Origin of the sequence: Halomonas sp. JB37, from assembly GCF_002332255.1 — a bacterium.
Taxonomy (GTDB): domain Bacteria; phylum Pseudomonadota; class Gammaproteobacteria; order Pseudomonadales; family Halomonadaceae; genus Vreelandella; species Vreelandella casei.
Genome location: NZ_NRGW01000001.1, coordinates 3,009,129 through 3,027,361, shown reverse-complemented (window position 1 = coordinate 3,027,361; position 18,233 = coordinate 3,009,129). Strand labels below are relative to the sequence as shown.

Here is an 18,233-nt window from a genome sequence, read left to right as displayed (position 1 = left end):
AGCGCCCGCTGGGGGCGCTGTTTATGGCTCTGAGGTGGAAGTTAGGCGGAAGGTATCACCGCGGTTGCTTCGATCTCTACTTTAGCCTGGTCTTCGACAAGCCCCGCCACTTGCACCATCGTCATCGCTGGAAAATGCTTACCGAGCACTTCGCGATAGGCGGCGCCTACGTCTTTAAGGCGGGCTAAATACTCCTTCTTGTCAGTGACGTACCAGGTTAAACGTACCAAGTGCTCAGGGCCTGCTCCCGCCTCTTTTAGTACCGCCACAATGTTTTGCAGCGCTTGGTTAACCTGCACAGCAAAGTCGTCGCTTTCAAAGACATGCTCGGCATTCCAGCCAATCTGCCCGCCAACAAAAACAGTCTGGCCGGAGGCAAGCACGCCATTGGCATAGCCTACGGCTGCCTTCCAGTGAGAAGGATGAAGAAGCTGATGAAAGGTGGCGTCACTCATTAGGGCTATCCTTATAGGTTATCAACGGTAATGTGCTGGCGTATCGCGTCGGTCCATGGCATAGACTTACCGCTCGTTAAATCCATAAATACTAGAGTAGAACAACTTGTTAGGCGTTTTTGTTCGCCGCAGTAAGCAACAATTTTAAGGTCCAGACTACTGCGCCCAATGGCCTGAACGGTTAATTCAAAGTTAAGCAGCTCGCCGAGCCGGCTAGGCGCGTGAAACTGTGTGTCGATAGCGGCGGTGGGCACTCCGGTGCCGCTTTCAATATGCAACTGATTAAAATCGTGCTGCACGATTTCCTCAAACCAGTCCTCGACGACCGAGTTGATCAGCTCAAAATAGCGAGGGTAAAAAACGATCCCCGCCGGATCGCAGTGCTGAAAGCGGACTTTTCGCTGGCTTGTAAACGTCATGGCGCTTTCCCCTGTTTTTATTCTCAACGACGTGTCAGAAATCTCAACTACACGCCCAGATAACGGTCGCGAACAGCGCTGTCCAGTGCCGCCGGCTTGCCATCCCAGACAGTGCTGCCTTTTTCAAGAATGGTGCAGCGGTCAGCGATGGGGAGAATCTCGCTTAATGATTTATCCACGAGCAGCGTTGCCTGGCCTTGCTCTTTGAGCAGACGAATCGCCCGCCATATTTCCTGACGAATCACCGGAGCCAGGCCTTCTGTGGCTTCATCCAACACCAGCAAGCGCGGGTTAGTCATCAGCGTGCGGCCAATCGCCAGCATTTGCTGTTCACCGCCAGACAGCGTTTTGGCCATTTGTGTCCGGCGCTCTTCCAAGCGCGGAAATAATCTTTCCACCCGCTCTAATGTCCACTCGCCCGGGCGGGCGGTGACCAGCAGGTTTTCGCGTACGGAAAGATTGGGAAAGCAGCGGCGCCCCTCCGGTACTAAGCCCAAACCCGCTTTGGCAATTCGATAAGCAGGCAAGCGGCGCAGGTTCTGAGATTCAAACTCTATCGTACCGCGGCTGGCTGGCGTGAGGCCGAATATAGAGCGAATGGTGGTGGTTTTTCCCATTCCATTGCGCCCCATCAATGCGACCATCTCACCCGCATTGACTTCGAGATTAACGCCAAACAGCGCCTGGGAAGGGCCATAAAAGGTTTCAATATTCGCAATCTTAAGCATCTGAATCTCCCAGGTACGCTTCACGGACGAGTGGGTCCTGTTTAATCGCCTCGCTGTCGCCATGGGCAATGACGCTTCCGGAGACCAGCACTGAAATGCGATCAGCAAGGCGAAACACTGCTTCCATATCGTGTTCAATCAGCAGAATCGGGACTTCAAGTTTCAGCGCTTCAAGCAGCTCAGTGAGCTTGGCAGAGCCCTCTGGGCCCAAACCCGCCATGGGTTCGTCTAACAGCAGGGCGCGCGGCTTCAGTGCCAGAGCGCAGGCTACTTCTACTTGGCGACGCTCGCCGTGAGAAAGCTCAAATACCGGCGTCCAAGCGCGGTGGCTTAGCTGCATGCGTTCCAGCGCCTCATAAGCGGGTTCAAGCAGGCGCTGGTCGCTGGCAACCGGGCGCCAGAAACGAAAGCTGTGACTTTGTAGCGCTTGAACGCCCATCATCACGTTACGCATTACTGATAGCGGCTCAGCCAGTGAAGATACCTGAAAGCTACGCCCTAACCCTAAACGAGCGCGCTGGGCAATGCTCATGCCGGTAATCTCGGTGTCGGCCAAATAAACGTGACCTTCGTCCGGGCGTATATTGCCGGCGATTTGCCCAATCAGCGTTGATTTTCCCGCGCCGTTAGGGCCAATCAGCGCATGAATTTCCCCACGCTTAAGATCCAGCGAGACATCGTTCGTCGCCTGCAGAGCGCCAAAGCGTTTATGCAGATTTTGCAGTGAAAGGACGCTATCACTCATTACGCTCTCTCCCTGCCAGCCAGCCCATGATTCCGTGCTTGGCAAATAGCACGACGCCCAGTAGCACTAGCCCTAGAAAAAGCTGCCAGTACTGCGTGATACCGCCCAGAAAGGTTTCCATCATCACAAACAGAATCGCCCCGGCCAAGGGGCCGTAAAGGCGCCCTACGCCGCCTAGAATGACAATCACCATTAGCTCTCCCGAGAAATGCCAGCTCAGCACTGACGGGCTAACAAAGCCATTGAGATCGGCATAGAGTGCGCCGGCCAGCCCGGTAATTGCGGCAGAAATTACAAACGCCACCAGTCGAACCGGGTAGGGGCTGACGCCTGCAGTAGCTAGGCGCACGTCGTTTAAGCGCGCCATGGTGAGCGCCGCGCCAAAGCGCGACTTCATCAGCCGCGAGGTAACTGCCATTGCCATGACCAGGCCACCAAAGCAGATCAGAAAATAGGTCAACGCATTGGTGGTATCGACCAGAGGAAGGCTATTGCGTATATAAATGGGCAGGCCGTCTTCACCGCCGTAAGTTGGCCAGGAGTTAGCAAAGTAATAAATCATCTGAGCAAAGGCGAGGGTGATCATAATGAAGTACACCCCGGTCGTACGCAGGGATATAGCGCCGATCGCCAGTGCCAGCAGCGCGCACAGCAGGGCAGCGGCTAGCCACACCACTAATAAGCTGTCGCTGCCCGGAATGCTTATCGGCCAGGTCATAAACGGCGTGAAATCAAACGCATGATAAGCGCTGATGCCAGCCACATACCCCCCAAGGCCGAAATACGCCGCATGGCCAAAGCTGACCATGCCGCCATAGCCAATCGCCAGATTAAGCCCGACCGCCGCCATGGCAATAATGGTGATGCGCGAGGCTAAATTAACGTAGTAGAGGTGGCCAAAAAAATACGCCGCCACGGGCAATAACAACAGCAGCCCAAGCAGCGCAATTTGCACCAGCCCTTTGCGGCCAAAATGGCTGTCTGCCTGATTAGCTGGCGCAGCGCCTGAGCCGCCTGAGTGGGAGTGCTTGGGCATAGAAGCACGAGCGCTGTTAGACGTAGGTTTAGACGATACGGCTGACGTAGGAATGTTATTAGTCATGGGCGGCAAACAGTCCTTTTGGCTTGAAGGCGAGTATCACGGCCATGAGGATATAGATCAGCATTGCCGCTAGCGCCGCGCCAACTCCGCTGGCCTCAGAAGGAGGCATGAACGCGCGAAAGAAAATCGGCAAATAGACGCGCCCAAGCGTATCCACAAGCCCGACTAGCAGCGCACCGAGTAGCGCGCCTTTTATCGAGCCGATACCGCCAATCACGATGACCACAAAGGCCAGAATAAGCACCGGCTCGCCCATGCCCACCTGCACCGACTGCAGCGCGCCCACCAGCGCTCCGGCTAAACCTGCTAGCGCGGCGCCTAAGGCAAACACGACGGTATACAGCTTTGAAATATTAACGCCGAGTGCACCAATCATTTCGCGGTCGCTTTCACCAGCCCGAATGCGCATGCCTAAGCGTGTCTTAGAGATCAGAAAGTAAAGTGCGATTGAAATAACAATGCCGACGCCAATCAGCATCAGCCTATAAAGCGGGTAGCGGGTGTCTCCCGGCAGGGTGACGAATCCGGTTAGCCAAGATGGCGGGCTTAGTCGCATGGGCGACGAGCCAAAAATCCAACGTGTCCCTTCCGAAAAAATCAAAATAAGCGCAAACGTTGCCAATACCTGGTCGAGGTGAGGGCGATGATAAAGCCTGCGTATGACCAACAGTTCAACCAGCGCGCCAACCAAGGCTGCTGCCGTCATGCCCGCTGCCAGCCCCATCAGAAATGAGCCCGTTGATGCCGTCACCGCCGCAGTGGCGTAGGCGCCCACCATGTAAAAGGAACCGTGGGCAAGATTGATCAGCCCCATTACCCCGAATACCAGAGTGAGGCCGCTGGCCATCAGAAACAGCATCGTGCCAAGCTGTACGCCGTTGAGTATTTGCTCGATTAGCAGTGTCACGGACACGTTAGTTAACCTTTGCGAAGGAAGAGAGTAAAGGCTGGGTGATAGCACCCAGCCGCGGCGATATTACATCTGGCACTCTTCAAAATAGACGTCTTGAATATCTTCAATGGCGATACCCAGCAAGCGATTGGTGGGCTGGCCATCGTCACCTTCTACGACTTCGCGAACGTAAATGTCTTGGATCGGATGTTGGTTAGGGCCAAAGCGGAAATCTCCGCGCACGCTGTCAAAGTCTGCTGCGCGCAGCGCTTCGCGGAAGGCGTCTTTATCATCAGGATGAGCGACCTCAAGCGCGCTAAGGATTAAATTAGCCGTGTCATACCCTTGAGCTGCGTAGAGCGTTGGCGTGCGGTCATAGGCTTCTCGGAAGCCTTCAACAAAGCGCTCATTGGCGTCATTTTCTAAGTCGTACGCCCACAGTGACGTATTGCGTGCACCAATCGCCGCACTGCCTACCGCTTTGATTAGGATTTCATCAAACGAGAACGCCGCGCCAAAGATCGGCATGTCGACTCCAGAGCCTTCCCACTGCTTCATGAACGAAATGCCCATTCCGCCGGGTAAGAAGAAGAACAGGCTGTCGGCATCGCTGGCACGAATTTGGGCAATTTCAGCGGCGTAGTCGGTTTGGCCCATTTGGGTGTAAAGCTCGTCGACAACCTCGCCTTCATAAAGATGTTTAAAGCCCGCTAACGCATCGGTGCCTGCCGGGTAGTTGGGCGCCATGATAATTGGCCGCTCATAGCCTTGTTCGCGCATATAAGCGCCCATGGCGCCATGCAGGTTGTCATTCTGATACGCGACGTTGAAGTAGTTCTCGTGGCACATGCGCCCCGCTAAATCGGAAGGGCCGGCGTTGGGGGAAAGGTAGAAAGTGCCTTGGCGCACGACGGCGGGAACCACGGCCATTGCCAAATTAGACCAGATGATGCCGGTCAGAATGTCGACCTCATCACGCTGCATAAACTCATTGGCTAAGCTGCGCGCGAGGTCCGGGCGATTAGCATCGTCCTGAATTAAGACCTCAACATCGTCACGGCCCGACTGTTCAAGCGCCAGCATAAAGCCATCGCGAACATCCACACCTAAGTGCGAGCCGCCCCCAGACAGAGTCGTGATCATGCCAATTTTGACGTCATCAGCGTGCGCTGTCGCCAAGCTTGAAGAGAGCAGTAAACCAAGGCCCAAGCGAGTTATCTGTTTCATAGCAATTCCCTCATTATTAAATCGTTTTGTTGCTTGTGTTAGTGCAAGGAGAGTCAGCGCTGGGGTAATGCTCTTGGCTCAAGCGAAAACGCTGAACCTTTCCCGTTGTTGTTTTTGGCAGAGCTTCAATGAAACGTATGGAACGAGGATACTTATACGGCGCAATGGTCTGCTTCACGAAGTCTTGTAGCATTTGCTGACAAGCTTCATCTTGCTGAAATCCATCGTTTAAAACCACAAAAGCTTCGACAATTTGGCCGCGGGCCTGGTTAGGTGCCCCGATCACCGCACATTCTTTCACCGCGGGATGGGCGAGCAATGCCGCTTCGACCTCTGGGCCGGCAATGTTATAGCCTGCCGAGATAATCATGTCGTCGTTGCGAGCGGCGAAATGGAAGTAGCCATCTTCATCCTGATAAAACGCATCGCCGGTGATATTCCAACCATCAGTGACATACCTGCGCTGGCGCTGGTCGGCTAAATAGCGGCAGCCGGTCGGGCCGCGAACCGCTAGTTTGCCGACCGTGCCGCGGGGTACATCGTGCATTGCATCATCCACGATGCGTGCCTCGTAGCCAGTTACCGGTTTGCCCGTGCAGTTAGGGCGATGGTCGTCCAGCCGATTCGAGATGAAGATGTGCAGCATTTCCGTCGCGCCGATACCATCAAGAATCGGTGTGCCCGTTTGCTTTATCCAGTCATGATAAATCGGTGCAGGCAGCGTTTCGCCCGCCGAAATAGCCACCCGCAGGCTGCTTAGGTCCGCTTGGGTAGTGGGTGCTGAGAGCATTGCCCGGTAAGCCGTTGGCGCTGTAAAGACCACCGTGGCCCGATACTCGCGGATAATATCCATCATATTAGGCGGCGAGGCGTGCTCAAGTAACACGGCCGTAGCGCCAAAGCGGAGTGGGAATATTGCCAGCCCACCCAGGCCGAAAGTGAAGGCCAGCGGAGGGGAGCCGACAAAGACATCCTCTGGCGTGACCTGCAGGACTTCTTTGGCGTAGCCGTCAGCAACCGCCAGCAGGTCGCGATGAAAATGCATGGTGGCTTTAGGTGGGCCGGTGGTGCCGGAAGTAAAGCCTAGCAGCGCGACGTCGTCGGCTGCGGTATCTATCGCGTCAAACGTGGCGGGTTTGCCTAGTGCTAAACGGTCAAGTTCCGCATCATGATTGGCGGTGCCATCAAAGCCCACGATGCGTTGCAGAACCGGGCACTGCTGCTGGCATTCTAGCAGTTCGTCGAGCAGGCGCGTATCGCATAAGGCCAGGCTAATGTCTGCCTTATCAATCACCTGGCTCAGCTCTTTCGTGCGCAGCATGGGCATCGTGTTAACCACTACGGCACCGGCCTTGGTGGCGGCTAGCCAGCAGGCGACCATGGCCGGGTTATTCGCTGAGCGAATCAGCACTCGCTGGCCGGGCTTGACGCCTAAGTCTTCCACCAATACGTGCGCCAGGCGGTTGGTCCACTCGGTGAGCTCGCGATAGGTGCGGCGACGGCCGTTGCCCGCTAAGGCAATGCGTTCGCCAAAGCCTTGGGATAGCAGCCGGTCGCAGAGTTCCACGCCTGCATTGAGTCGTTGAGGATAATCGCAGCCTGCGAGCAAAAACGCGGGTTGGCAATCAATGGGTGGCAGGTTATCCCGCGCAAAAGTATCAGCATGGGCTGACTGGATGTACATGACCAACCTCCGTATTCGGTGTCATTGTTTATTCCTGCCCACGTCTTGGCTCTGTCTTAAGTACGTCTTAAATACGTCTTAAATACGTCTTAAGTGCGCCGTGGGCAGGGATACGGTGTCTGGCGTAATGTTTTATTGTTTTGGATAAAACTTACTCAAGCGGTGTGGCTTCTGGCTGTTTATTTGTCTGCTTATTCCTCGGCGAGCATGCTGCGGGCGATCACTATTTTTTGTACGTCGGACGCACCTTCATAAATACGCAGCGCGCGGATTTCCCGGTAGAGGCTTTCGATAATATGGCCTTTACGTACGCCGTCACCGCCATGCAGCTGAACCGCCTGATCAATAACGAGCTGTGCTTGATCGGTGGCAAAAAGCTTGGCCATCGCCGCTTCACGGGTAACACGTTCAGCGCCTTGGTCTTTAGCCCAGGCAGCGCGATACACCAATAGGGCGGCGGCATCGACGTTCAGTGCCATATCGGCTAAGTGGCCTTGCACCATCTGCAGATCAGAAAGCGTGGCGCCGAACAGCTCGCGAGAGCGGCTGCGAGATAACGACTCATCGAGCGCCCGGCGTGCGAAGCCGAGGGCCGCGGCACCTACCGTTGAGCGGAAAACATCCAGTACCGACATGGCAATGCGAAAACCTTGCCCAGCTTGGCCGATTAGCGCGCTAGCCGGTAGCACCATATCGTTAAAGCCTAGCCGCGCTAACGGATGAGGCGCTACAGACTCCAAGCGCTCACGAATTTCCAGCCCGAGGGTATCTGCAGGCACTAGAAAGGCGGAAAGCCCTTTGGCGCCAGGGCCTTCACCGGTGCGAGCGAAGACCGTGTAAATATCAGCAATGCCGCCGTTGGAAATCCAGGTCTTTTCGCCATTGAGGCGGTAGCTGTCGCCGTCGCGCTCAGCCGTGGTGTCCAGCTGAGCCACGTCTGAGCCAGAACGAGGCTCGCTGAGAGCAAACGCCGAAAGCGCTTCGCCGCGGCGGGTTTTATCCAGCCACTTTTTCTGCTCATCGCTGCCGTATAGATTGATTGCGCCGGTGCCCAGACCCTGCATGGCAAAGGCAAAGTCGGCCAATCCATCGTGGCGGGCCAGCGTTTCGCGAATCAGGCACAGGCTGCGCACGTCGATATGCTCGCCTGAGGTACCTTGTAAGAAGCCCGCCGCGCCCAGGTCGCGCACAAGCTGCACGCAGGTCGCATCCACATCGCTATGATCGCGGGGCAGCTGTGCTTGGCACCATGCTTCAAGCTGCTCAGCAAGATCGCGGTGCTTAGCCTCAAAGAAGGGCCATGCTAGGAAGCTCTTGTCGCTCATCAGTCCCCCTTGAACTCAGGTTTTTGTTTGGCTACAAAAGCGTGGTAGGCGCGTTCAAAGTCATTGGTTTGCATGCAGATAGCCTGCGCCTGCGCTTCTGATTCAATGGCCTGCTCTAGGCTCATCGACCACTCCTGGTTAAGCTGTGTTTTGGTAATGCTGTGGCCAAAGGTAGGCCCTTGAGCCAGGCGGGTGGCGTAGGCAAGGGCGTCGTCAATAAGCGACTCAGGGGTCACTACGCGGTTATAAAAGCCCCATTGCAGGCCTTCCTCGGCGCTCATGCTGCGCCCGCTGTAGAGCAAATCCGCCGCTCGGCCTTGACCGATAATGCGCGGTAGTATCGCGCAGGCACCCATGTCGCAACCCGCCAGCCCCACACGAGTAAACAGAAATGCGGTGCTGGCGCGGGGGGTGGCAAAGCGGATATCCGAGGCCATGGCGATAATCGCCCCGGCACCGACGCAAATGCCGTCGACGGCGGCGATAATCGGTTTGCCGCAGTTCAGCATCGCCTTGACCAAGTCGCCGGTCATGCGGGTGAATTCGAGCAGGCCTTTCATGTCGCGGCCTACCAGAGGGCCGATAATTTCATGCACATCGCCGCCCGAGCAGAAGTTATCGCCGTTAGCGGTAAACACCACCGCGTGAACATCCGAAGCGTAGGCAAGGTCGCGAAAGGTATCGCGAAGCTCAGCGTAGCTTTCGAAGGTCAGCGGGTTTTTACGTTCCGGACGATTCAGTCGAATAACCGCGACGTCACCTTTCATTTCCCAGATAAAGTGCTCGGGGACTAATTCCTTCATGCTTTGCATTTTATTGTTCTCGTATCGGTAGGTAAGCGGTGAAGCAGCTCGCCTATATGATGAGCATCCGCTTCGGTGACTTCTTCAAACAGTGCATTCACCCAGCGCTCATGGGCAGCGGCCATGCCGTTAAAGCTTTCCTGGCCGGCCTTAGTAAGGCACACGCGGGTGGCACGACGGTCGCCTTCAATCGCAATGCGCTGCACGAAGCCATCTTCCACCAAACGATCAATAATGCCGGTGACGTTGCCGTTGGAAACCCGCAGGCGGCGAGATAGCTCGTTCATTTTCAGGCCTTCTGCATTGGCAGATAAAGCGGCCATGACGTCAAAGCGCGGTAGCGTAGAGTCATATTCCGTGCGCAGGCGCTCACGCAGCGCGGACTCTACCTGGCGGGTAACGCGCAGCATGCGCAGCCACAAGCGCAGGCGTTCTTTGGTTAAACGTTCGTCCGTCATACTTCACCGCCTGAAATAGAGATTGCCTGCCCGGTTATCGCGCTGCTGTTGAGGCCACATAGCCAAAGGGCCGTAGCACTGACTTCCGCCGGCGTGACCAGCCGCCCGGTCGGGTTAGTCGCTTCAAAGTGCGAGGTTGCCTGCTCGGCTGACTGCCCCGTTTTGGCCACAATGGTGTCAACGCTGGCAGCCAATAACGGCGTGTCGGTAAAACCGGGGCACAGTGCATTTACGGTAATGTTACGCGTGGCCGTTTCGATAGCCAGGGCTCGTACCAGACCGACCACGCCATGCTTGGCTGCGCAGTAAGCGCCCACATAGGCATAGCCTTTAAGGCCTGCGGTGGACGCGACGGCAATCAGGCGGCCGCCGTCATTCAACTGTTTAAGGCCTTCGCGTAGCGTCAGAAACACGCCGCTAAGATTAACGTTTAGCATGCGCTGCCACTGTTCAAGCGACGTTTTGGCGAAGGGCGCGCTTTCCGCCGCACCCGCGTTGGCAACCACAATGTCGACCCTGCCAAACTGGGCAAAAAAAGCCACCATGGCGGCCTCGTCGGTGACATCAACGACCGAAAATTGAATACCACGATGCTGGTCAGCGACGGATTTCAGAGCCGCTTTGCGACGCCCGATAATCGTCACCTCAGCCCCTGCACTGGCAAAAGTCAGCGCCATGTCGGCGCCGATACCGCTACCGCCGCCGGTAATTACCGCTCGCTTGCCGGTCAGGCTCATACCCAGCCCTCGCCACGTTCTGCCAAACGCTGTAGCTGATCGGCGCCTGCGCGGTAAGGGGCGGGCCACTCAACGTCGCTGTCGCCTAACCCTGCCGCTACGTGAAGAAGCCAGTAAGGGTCAGCAAGATGAGGGCGGGCGATACAGACTAAGTCGGCGCGACCGGCCATCAGAATCGAGTTCACGTGGTCGGCTTGGTAAATATTGCCCACGGCCATAGTGGCAATCGGTGTCTCGTTGCGTATACGGTCAGAAAACGGCGTTTGGAACATGCGCCCATACACCGGCTTGGCCTGTGGCGACGTTTGCCCGGCTGAAACATCGATGATATCGACCTGGGCATCGCGCAGACGCTTGGCAATCTCAACGGCATCATCGGGAGTAATGCCTTCTTCGCCGCACCAGTCGTTGGCGGAAATACGGACCGATAGCGGCTTATGGGCCGGCCAAACGCTGCGCACGGCGTTAATTACTTCCAGCGGGTAGCGGAGGCGGTTATCAAGGCTACCGCCGTACTCATCGTCGCGGTGGTTGGTCAGCGGGGTAATAAATGAAGAGAGCAAATAGCCGTGTGCTGCATGAATCTCAATCATGTCAAAGCCCGCACGATCAGCCATCTGCGCGGCACGGACAAACGCATCGCGCACGCGGTCCATATCGTCGCGGTCCATCGCTTTGGGCACTTGGTTACTCGCGGCCCACGGCACCGCGGAGGCTGAAAGCAGTGGCCAGTTGCCGTCGGCAAGCGGGGCATCCATCTCTTCCCAGCCCAACTGAGTGGAGCCTTTAGCGCCGGAGTGGCCCAGCTGCGCGCATAATTTGGCCTTGGTTTCTGCGTGTACAAAATCACATAGCCTACGCCACGCCGCTTCGTGTTCAGGTGCATACAGCCCCGGGCAGCCTGGGGTAATCCGGCCGGTGGGGCTAACGCAGGTCATTTCGGTATACACCAAACCAGCGCCGCCTTTAGCGCGCTCAGCGTAATGACTAAAATGCCAATCGGTAGGGCAGCCATCAATGGCCTTGTACTGCGCCATGGGTGAGACCACGACGCGATTGATCAACGTCATATCACGTAGCTGGTAAGGCGCGAACATCGGCGCGCGAGCGCTGCCAGGGTTGCCTGCTTGGGTTTGAAACCAGCGCTCAGCGCTTTCTAGCCACTGCGGGTCGCGCACGCGCAGGTTTTCATGGCTAATGCGCTGGGAGCGCGTCAATAGCGAATAGTTGAACTGAACCGGGTCGAGGTCCAAGTAGCGCTCTACTTCTTCAAACCATTCGGTAGAGTTGCGGGCGGCTGACTGTAAGCGCAGCACCTCGAAACGACGCTCTTCTTCATAGCGGGCAACCGCCGTGGCGATGCTGCTCTCGCTGTGCAGGCAGTTAGCCAGGGCAATAGCACTTTCTAGCGCGAGTTTGGAGCCTGAGCCAATCGAGAAATGCGCCGTCGCGGCGGCATCGCCCATGAGCACGACGTTTTCATAGCGCCACTGTTCACACAGCACGCGCGGGAAATTGATCCACGCCGAGCCGCGCACATGGTGGGCATTGGTCATCAGCGGGTGCCCACCTAAGTGCTTGGCAAAAATGCGTTCGCAGACGTCAATAGACGCCTGTTGGCTCAGCTCGCCGAAGCCAAATGCCTGCCAGGTGGCTTCACTGCATTCGACAATAAAGGTCGCTGTGTCGTTATCAAACTGATAGGCGTGCGCCCAGACCCAGCCATGTTCGGTCTTTTCGAAAATAAAGGTAAATGCATCGTTAAAGGTTTGGTGCGTTCCTAGCCAGACAAACTTACACGCTCGTACGTCAATATCAGGTTTGAAATGTTCCGCGTAGGTTTGGCGCGTACGAGAGTTAAGGCCATCGGCGGCCAGTACCAAATCGTACTCATGCCGATAACGGTCAATGCTGGTTTCCGTGGCATCGGTTTCAAAGCGCATCTCGACGCCCAGTTCACGTGCGCGGGCCTGTAAGAGAATCAATAGCTGACGCCGGCCAATGCCACAAAAACCGTGGCCGGTGGAAACGGTTTTAACGCCTTTATGGACGACCGCTACATCATCCCAATAAGCGAAATGTTCGCGAATACGCGCTGCACTCACCGGGTCATTGGCTGCAAGGTTATCTAAGGTTTCGTCTGATAAAACCACGCCCCAGCCGAACGTATCGTCTGCACGGTTGCGCTCGATGACTACGATGTCATGGGAAGGGTCCTGCAGTTTCATGCTGATGGCAAAATAAAGGCCGGCTGGCCCTCCGCCGAGGCAGGCGATTCTCATTTTTGTTCTCCACAGGGAAACACACTCTTTTCTGAAGATAGAAAAAGAAGTAATAAAATTCAAGCATAAAATGTTTAGGTTTAAAATATATTTGCAAAAGGCCTGCTGCTACGCACTTTACTGCTTTGCTCGCAAAAGACACCGGAAGGTGAGAGCATAAAAAAGTTAGCACCACGCCATGGCCTGCTGCTTGGGGGCGCTTGCCATCGGCTATAGAAGAAAGTGTTATGGTGGGTGAGTTTTTAGTGCTACGGAAACCGTACTGGCTGGGATTGACAGGGGTAGGAAGAGAAGAGAATCTAAGCCTATTCAATGCTAGTCGCGGCTAAACGAGTCGTTAAGTAAATACTTATGTATAGGATTATGCAGATCGCCACGCATAATTATGGCGAGTTATGCATCGTTAAGGAGATAGCTCCATGCTCGAAGATTGCAAAAATGCCCTGGAGCGCTGGGGGGGCGTGCACGCCTTGATTGACCGCTGGCTAGATCAGCGTCGCCAGCTGTTAATTAGCTTCATTGAGCTAAAAGAGGCGTGTGATGCTGAGCTAGAAGCGGTGAGCAAAGCGCCTATCGATACCTTCAGTGAGCAGTTGATGGACTACATCAGCGCCGGTCATTTTGAAATTTACCCTCAGCTTTCGGAAGAAGCGCAAGCCTTTGGCGATGAGGCTGCGTTAGTTATCGCGGCTAAATTACTAGAGCGCTTAGAGATGTCGACCGAAATGGTGCTGGAGTTTGATGCTGACTTTGGCTCTACGCTCAGCTGCGAGCAGAATATTGCCCGTTTGCCCGCCTGGATTGACCGTCTGGCCCGAGGCCTGACGGAGCGCTTCGCGCTCGAAGACCAGCTGATTGCGCGCCTGCATGCCGCTAACAGCCCGCAGAACGCCAAAGCACCTGCTTAATTTTCCTTATATAAGCTAACGCAGACAGTTTAATAGGCGCCGCCATGCGGCGCTTTTGTCGTCGTGGCATCTTGTTGCTTGCTTATCGTTCGCTGCTGGCTACTCGTGATTCACGACGCAATTGGCCGCCAATCACCAGCATACAAGGAGTGAGCAGTAGCGTGAGCGCGGTGGCGAAGGTGAGGCCACCCGCAATCGCGCTGGACATCTGTGTCCACCACTGAGCAGAAGGCGCATTAAAGCCGAGCGCAGGGGTAAATAGGTCGACGTTGATACCCAGTACCATCGGCATCAGCCCCAGCACCGTGGTGATCGCCGTTAGCAGTACCGGGCGTAAGCGCAAGCAGCCTGCTTCCAGGGCCGCCTCGCTCGGCGTCATGCCTTCGTCACGCAGCTCGTTATAGGTGTCAATCAAGACAATATTGTTGTTGACGACGATGCCCGCCAGGGCAATGACGCCCATGCCCACCATCACAATGCCAAACGCCTGGCCGGTTATTAGCAGGCCCATCAGTACACCGGCGGTAGAGAAAACGATCGCCGACAGCACCAGGCCCGCCTGATAGAAACTGTTAAACTGGGTCACCAAAATAATCGCCATCAGGCCGATAGCGATTAGGAACGCGCTGACCAGAAACTGCATCGACTCCTGCTGATCTTCCTGCTCGCCAGCAACGTTTACCATTAGCCCATCGGGTAGGCTGTCGCGGCTGGCGTCGAGCAGGGCGCGCAGGCGTTCGTCGGCGAGATAGCCCGGGGCTAGGTCAGCGTCAACCGTAATGGCGCGGCGGCCATCAATACGGCTAAGTGTGCCCACTTTAGGCGCGGGCTCTAGCGTCACGAAATGCGAGATCGGCACCTGCCCACGCTGAGTGTTGATGGTCAGGCGCTCTAACTGATCTAACGAGCGCCAGTGTTGCGGTAGGCGCACGCGAATATCGACCTCATCGCTGACTTCCGGCGGCCGGTAGCTCGCTACCTGAAGGCCCGTGGTGAGCAGCTGCACCGCGCTACCAATCGTGGTGATGTCGGTGCCCATGCGTGCGGCGGCCTCGCGATCCACGTTCACCTGCCACTCCACGCCCGGCAAGCTGCGATTGTCCTGAATATCGACAAAGCCACCCAGCTCGCGCATTAGCTGGGTGAGTTGGCCAACGCCTGCATCGGCAACATCGGGGTTGATGGCGCTCACTTCTAGCACAATCGGCTTGCCGCCGCCGGGGCCCGATTCTTGTTCCTGAAATTCAAGCGTAATGCCGGGAATATCGCGAGTGCGATCGGCCATGTCGGCTAATATTTCCCGAGCAGGGCGACGCTTATGCCAGTCGATAAACTGGAATTGGAGCATGCCAATCACATCATTGCCCATCTGCTCGTTGGGTAGCGCAAAGGAGCGCGCATAGAGCGCTCTCACTTCGCTCAGGCCGGAGAGCTTAGCTTCCACTCGCTGGACAATGGCATCGGTCTCTTCTGCGGAGAAATCACCACGAGCGCGAACAAGCACCTGGGCACTATCTGGCTCAACGTTAGGGAAAAAATCGATGCCGTGATTAAAGCGTGCATAGCCGGTATACAGCAGCACCATTAGCAACACGGTGACGAGCAACACCCACGCCGGATGTTTGAGTAAGCGGGCAAGCACATGCCGATAGCCGCGGCCTAATGAGGTGGCGGCGGGCTCAAGGCTAGCATCTGTTTGGTTCGTCGCGGTGCGGGTAAACAGTCGGCCCAGCGTTGGTAAAAATATCAGCGCCATGGCCAGCGACGCCAGTAGGCACAGAATCACCGTAGCGGGCAGGTACTTCATAAATTGACCCACCACGCCGGGCCAGAACAGTAAGGGGATAAAGACGGCGAGCGTGGTAGCGGTAGAGGCGATTACCGGCCAGCTCATGCGTGACGCGGCGTTTAGCCACGCTTGGTGAGGCGTTTGGCCATCCCGTAAGTAGCGGTCAGCTAGCTCGCTCACCACGATCGCACCGTCCACCAGCATGCCGGCCACTAAAATCAGCGCGAACAGCACCACAATGTTGAGCGTAAAGCCAAACGCCCACACCAGCAGTATGCCGGTTAAAAAAGCGCCTGGTATCGTCAGGCCGACTAGCAGCGCCATGCGCCATCCCATCACCGCGACCACCACAATCAGCACCAGCACCACGGCGGTCAATACGTTGTTTAATAGCTCTGAAAGCATATTGGCAACGGTGGTCGACTCATCCAAAATAGTGGTGAAGCTCAGCTGCTCGGGCAGTAAATCACCGGCTTGTGCTAAACGCTCACGTACCGCGCTAATCGTTGCGATGATGTTCGCCCCGGCGCGCTTGGAAACTTCTAGCACCACCGCTGGCTGGCCATCTATACGGGCAAAACCCTCAGGAGATTTATAGGTAGGCTGAATCCATGCTACGTCGCCAAAGGTGACGACTTTGTCATCCTCGACTTTGACCGGCATATTCATGACGTCTTCAAGGGACTCAATGATGCCAGGCACTTTGAGCGCTAAACGCCCGGCGCCGGTATCGATACTACCCGCAGCGACCAAGCGATTATTGCGAGACACCTGATTAAACAGGGCATCAAAATCGACGCCGTAGCTTTCGAGCACTAGCGGATCAACGACTATTTCCAGCAGGTCTTCACGGTCGCCGGCAATATCGACCTCTAGCACATCGGCGATGCCTTCAATTTCCTCTTGCAAGCGTCTGGCAACGGTAATGCGCTCGCGGGTATCCAGCTGCCCGGAAAGGCCAATTGTTAACACCGGGAACTCTGAAACGTTGACCTCCATGACTCGCGGCTCATCGGCTTCTGAAGGCAGCTCGCTACGGGCAATATCTACCCGGTCGCGAACGTCAGTCAGCGCGGTGTCCGGGTCAAAGCCGGGATCAAACTCCAGAGTGATGGAACCATGCCCTTCGCTGGATTGAGCGGTGAACTTGCGTAGCCCTTCAATGCCGCGAAGCTCTTGCTCCATGGGCCGAATGAGCAGCCGTTCTCCGTCTTCTGGGCTAACGCCTTCCAGCGACAGCGAGACATAAATCATCGGGATCGTAACGTCAGGGTTGGCTTCTTTAGGAATCATCTGCCAAGCGACGGTACCCGCCAAAAGCAGGCTCACCAATAACAGTAGCGTGGTGCGGGTGTGCTCTAACGCCGCATTAATCAACTGGCGCATGAACGCTATCCTGCCCGACTTGCGGTTGCGAAATGATGGGGTCTTCAGCAGGTACCGGCGTAACCGTTTCGCCGATGTCCACCATGCCAGCGCCAAGCGTAATCAGGCGCAGCGGATCCGGTAAACCCGCAACGTAAGCACGCTGTATGTCGGCGCTGACCAACTGCACAGCGGTTTGCTGCACTTGGTCGTTAGCATCTAAATGTTTAACGGCCAGTTGGCCTTCGCCGTTTAGGCTAAGTAGCGCAGGCGAGAGCGTGTGAACTTGGCGAGGCGGCAGAATAATGGTGAGCTCCGCACTGGCGCCTGCTAGTCGCTTACCGGCCGGGTTGTCCAATGTGGCCTCAATATAAAAGGTGCGTGTGGCTTCTTCGGCACGGTGACTTATAAAGGTCAGCTCGCCTTCCAGGTGATCGCCATTCAGCAGCCGTGCGGTGACCGGCAAGCCCTCGGTCAACTCACCTACCTGCTGTTGAGATACCCAGGCTGCGCCCTTCAAACGGCGATCATCCACTAGCTGGGCCCACTCTTCACCGGGCTGCAATAGATCACCCACCTCTACCTGCACGCGATCTAGCACACCATCGAACGGCGCAGTGGGGCGGCTATCGTTGAGTTGTTTCTGTAGCTGTGCCACCGAGGCGGCGTTAGCGCTGAGCGCACTCTGTAGGCGCAATAGTTCGGGCTGTGAAATTAACTCTCGCTGGCGCAGGTTGCGCGCACCGCTGTACTCCGCTTCGGCCACTGCCAGTTCGTCGCGGGCTTGCTGCAGCTGCTCGGGCAGAGCATCGTTATCCAGCACTAGCAAGGTGTCGCCCGCCTGGACACGGCTGCCTTGAGTTACCGGCTTCTCCGTCACAAAGCCCGCTAAGTTGGCACGCAAAGTGGTTTCACGTTCGGCGGTTAGCTGGCCCTGGATGATCTGCTGTGGAATAAACGGTGTGCTCTGCTGTTCAATTACTTCAACGCGCGGGCCTGTTTGGCTGCGCGCGGGGGCATCTGGCGGCATTGTTTGGAAACGCTGGAAATTGCCAAACGCGAGCCATATCACCAGCGCCAGCACCAGTAGGCTAGCCAGGGCATAAGAAAAGGGGATTCTTCGCATGGGGGCGTCCATGTCCTTAATAAAAAGCTTAACAAACAACGTAACAAAAAAAGCTTAGCAACAAGCAGGTAGGGCGTTAAGACGATGACACCATAACGCAACTCGGTGTTTTCAGCGAGTAGCAAGCCGATGGGGAACGGTACGTTGGTTAAATAGGTCGTAGTCGCATGTCTGATTGAGTTTTTGCC

General features: G+C 56.1%; 16 protein-coding genes. 1 reads left to right on the top strand and 15 read right to left on the bottom strand.

Translation table 11 applies throughout. The features are described from left to right. Positions 1–41: 41 nt before the first annotated feature. The 13 genes from CIK78_RS14075 to CIK78_RS14015 all read right to left on the bottom strand — a co-directional run bounded on the left by CIK78_RS14075 (position 42) and on the right by CIK78_RS14015 (position 12,857). Complete coding sequence (locus CIK78_RS14075) at positions 42–455, bottom strand: RidA family protein (protein WP_096281262.1); 414 nt, start codon at positions 453–455, stop codon at positions 42–44. Positions 456–466: 11 nt separating this feature from the next. After that, positions 467–874, bottom strand: a complete 408-nt coding sequence (locus CIK78_RS14070) for an acyl-CoA thioesterase (protein WP_096281260.1) — start codon at positions 872–874, stop codon at positions 467–469. Between the two features lie 47 nt (positions 875–921). Beyond that, positions 922–1,602, bottom strand: coding sequence for an ABC transporter ATP-binding protein (locus CIK78_RS14065; protein ID WP_096281258.1), 681 nt, complete (start codon positions 1,600–1,602; stop codon positions 922–924). Beyond that, positions 1,595–2,347, bottom strand: a complete 753-nt coding sequence (locus CIK78_RS14060; protein WP_096281256.1) for an ABC transporter ATP-binding protein — start codon at positions 2,345–2,347, stop codon at positions 1,595–1,597. The genes CIK78_RS14065 and CIK78_RS14060 overlap by 8 nt, the downstream gene beginning before the upstream one ends. Next, positions 2,340–3,449 carry a branched-chain amino acid ABC transporter permease gene (locus CIK78_RS14055; RefSeq protein ID WP_255249106.1) on the bottom strand — a complete coding sequence of 370 codons (1,110 nt, stop codon included), beginning with the start codon at positions 3,447–3,449 and terminating at the stop codon, positions 2,340–2,342. Before CIK78_RS14055 ends, CIK78_RS14060 begins: the two co-directional genes overlap by 8 nt. Beyond that, positions 3,442–4,362, bottom strand: coding sequence for a branched-chain amino acid ABC transporter permease (locus CIK78_RS14050; RefSeq protein ID WP_096281254.1), 921 nt, complete (start codon positions 4,360–4,362; stop codon positions 3,442–3,444). Before CIK78_RS14050 ends, CIK78_RS14055 begins: the two co-directional genes overlap by 8 nt. Before the next feature lie 63 nt (positions 4,363–4,425). Then, positions 4,426–5,568, bottom strand: coding sequence for an ABC transporter substrate-binding protein (locus CIK78_RS14045; protein ID WP_096281252.1), 1,143 nt, complete (start codon positions 5,566–5,568; stop codon positions 4,426–4,428). Between the two features lie 16 nt (positions 5,569–5,584). Further along, on the bottom strand, positions 5,585–7,252 hold the full coding sequence (locus tag CIK78_RS14040) for a benzoate-CoA ligase family protein (protein WP_096281250.1): 1,668 nt from the start codon (positions 7,250–7,252) through the stop codon (positions 5,585–5,587). A gap of 191 nt (positions 7,253–7,443) precedes the next feature. Next, positions 7,444–8,577 carry an acyl-CoA dehydrogenase family protein gene (locus tag CIK78_RS14035; protein WP_096281247.1) on the bottom strand — a complete coding sequence of 378 codons (1,134 nt, stop codon included), beginning with the start codon at positions 8,575–8,577 and terminating at the stop codon, positions 7,444–7,446. Further along, on the bottom strand, positions 8,577–9,389 hold the full coding sequence (locus tag CIK78_RS14030) for an enoyl-CoA hydratase family protein (protein WP_096281245.1): 813 nt from the start codon (positions 9,387–9,389) through the stop codon (positions 8,577–8,579). The genes CIK78_RS14035 and CIK78_RS14030 overlap by 1 nt, the downstream gene beginning before the upstream one ends. After that, on the bottom strand, positions 9,377–9,838 hold the full coding sequence (locus tag CIK78_RS14025; RefSeq protein WP_096281243.1) for a MarR family transcriptional regulator: 462 nt from the start codon (positions 9,836–9,838) through the stop codon (positions 9,377–9,379). The genes CIK78_RS14030 and CIK78_RS14025 overlap by 13 nt, the downstream gene beginning before the upstream one ends. After that, positions 9,835–10,575 carry an SDR family NAD(P)-dependent oxidoreductase gene (locus CIK78_RS14020; RefSeq protein ID WP_096281241.1) on the bottom strand — a complete coding sequence of 247 codons (741 nt, stop codon included), beginning with the start codon at positions 10,573–10,575 and terminating at the stop codon, positions 9,835–9,837. Before CIK78_RS14020 ends, CIK78_RS14025 begins: the two co-directional genes overlap by 4 nt. Further along, positions 10,572–12,857, bottom strand: a complete 2,286-nt coding sequence (locus CIK78_RS14015) for a bifunctional salicylyl-CoA 5-hydroxylase/oxidoreductase (protein WP_096281239.1) — start codon at positions 12,855–12,857, stop codon at positions 10,572–10,574. The genes CIK78_RS14020 and CIK78_RS14015 overlap by 4 nt, the downstream gene beginning before the upstream one ends. Before the next feature lie 419 nt (positions 12,858–13,276). Between CIK78_RS14015 and rsd the strand changes: the two genes are divergently transcribed. After that, on the top strand, positions 13,277–13,765 hold the full coding sequence (rsd, locus tag CIK78_RS14010) for a sigma D regulator (RefSeq protein ID WP_096281237.1): 489 nt from the start codon (positions 13,277–13,279) through the stop codon (positions 13,763–13,765). Between the two features lie 82 nt (positions 13,766–13,847). On the opposite strand, the gene CIK78_RS14005 is transcribed toward rsd, so the two are convergent. After that, positions 13,848–16,940: an efflux RND transporter permease subunit gene (locus tag CIK78_RS14005; RefSeq protein ID WP_096281235.1), complete on the bottom strand. Its 3,093-nt coding sequence runs from the start codon at positions 16,938–16,940 to the stop codon at positions 13,848–13,850. Next, on the bottom strand, positions 16,924–18,045 hold the full coding sequence (locus CIK78_RS14000; protein WP_096281232.1) for an efflux RND transporter periplasmic adaptor subunit: 1,122 nt from the start codon (positions 18,043–18,045) through the stop codon (positions 16,924–16,926). Before CIK78_RS14000 ends, CIK78_RS14005 begins: the two co-directional genes overlap by 17 nt. Between the last annotated feature and the right edge of the window lie 188 nt (positions 18,046–18,233).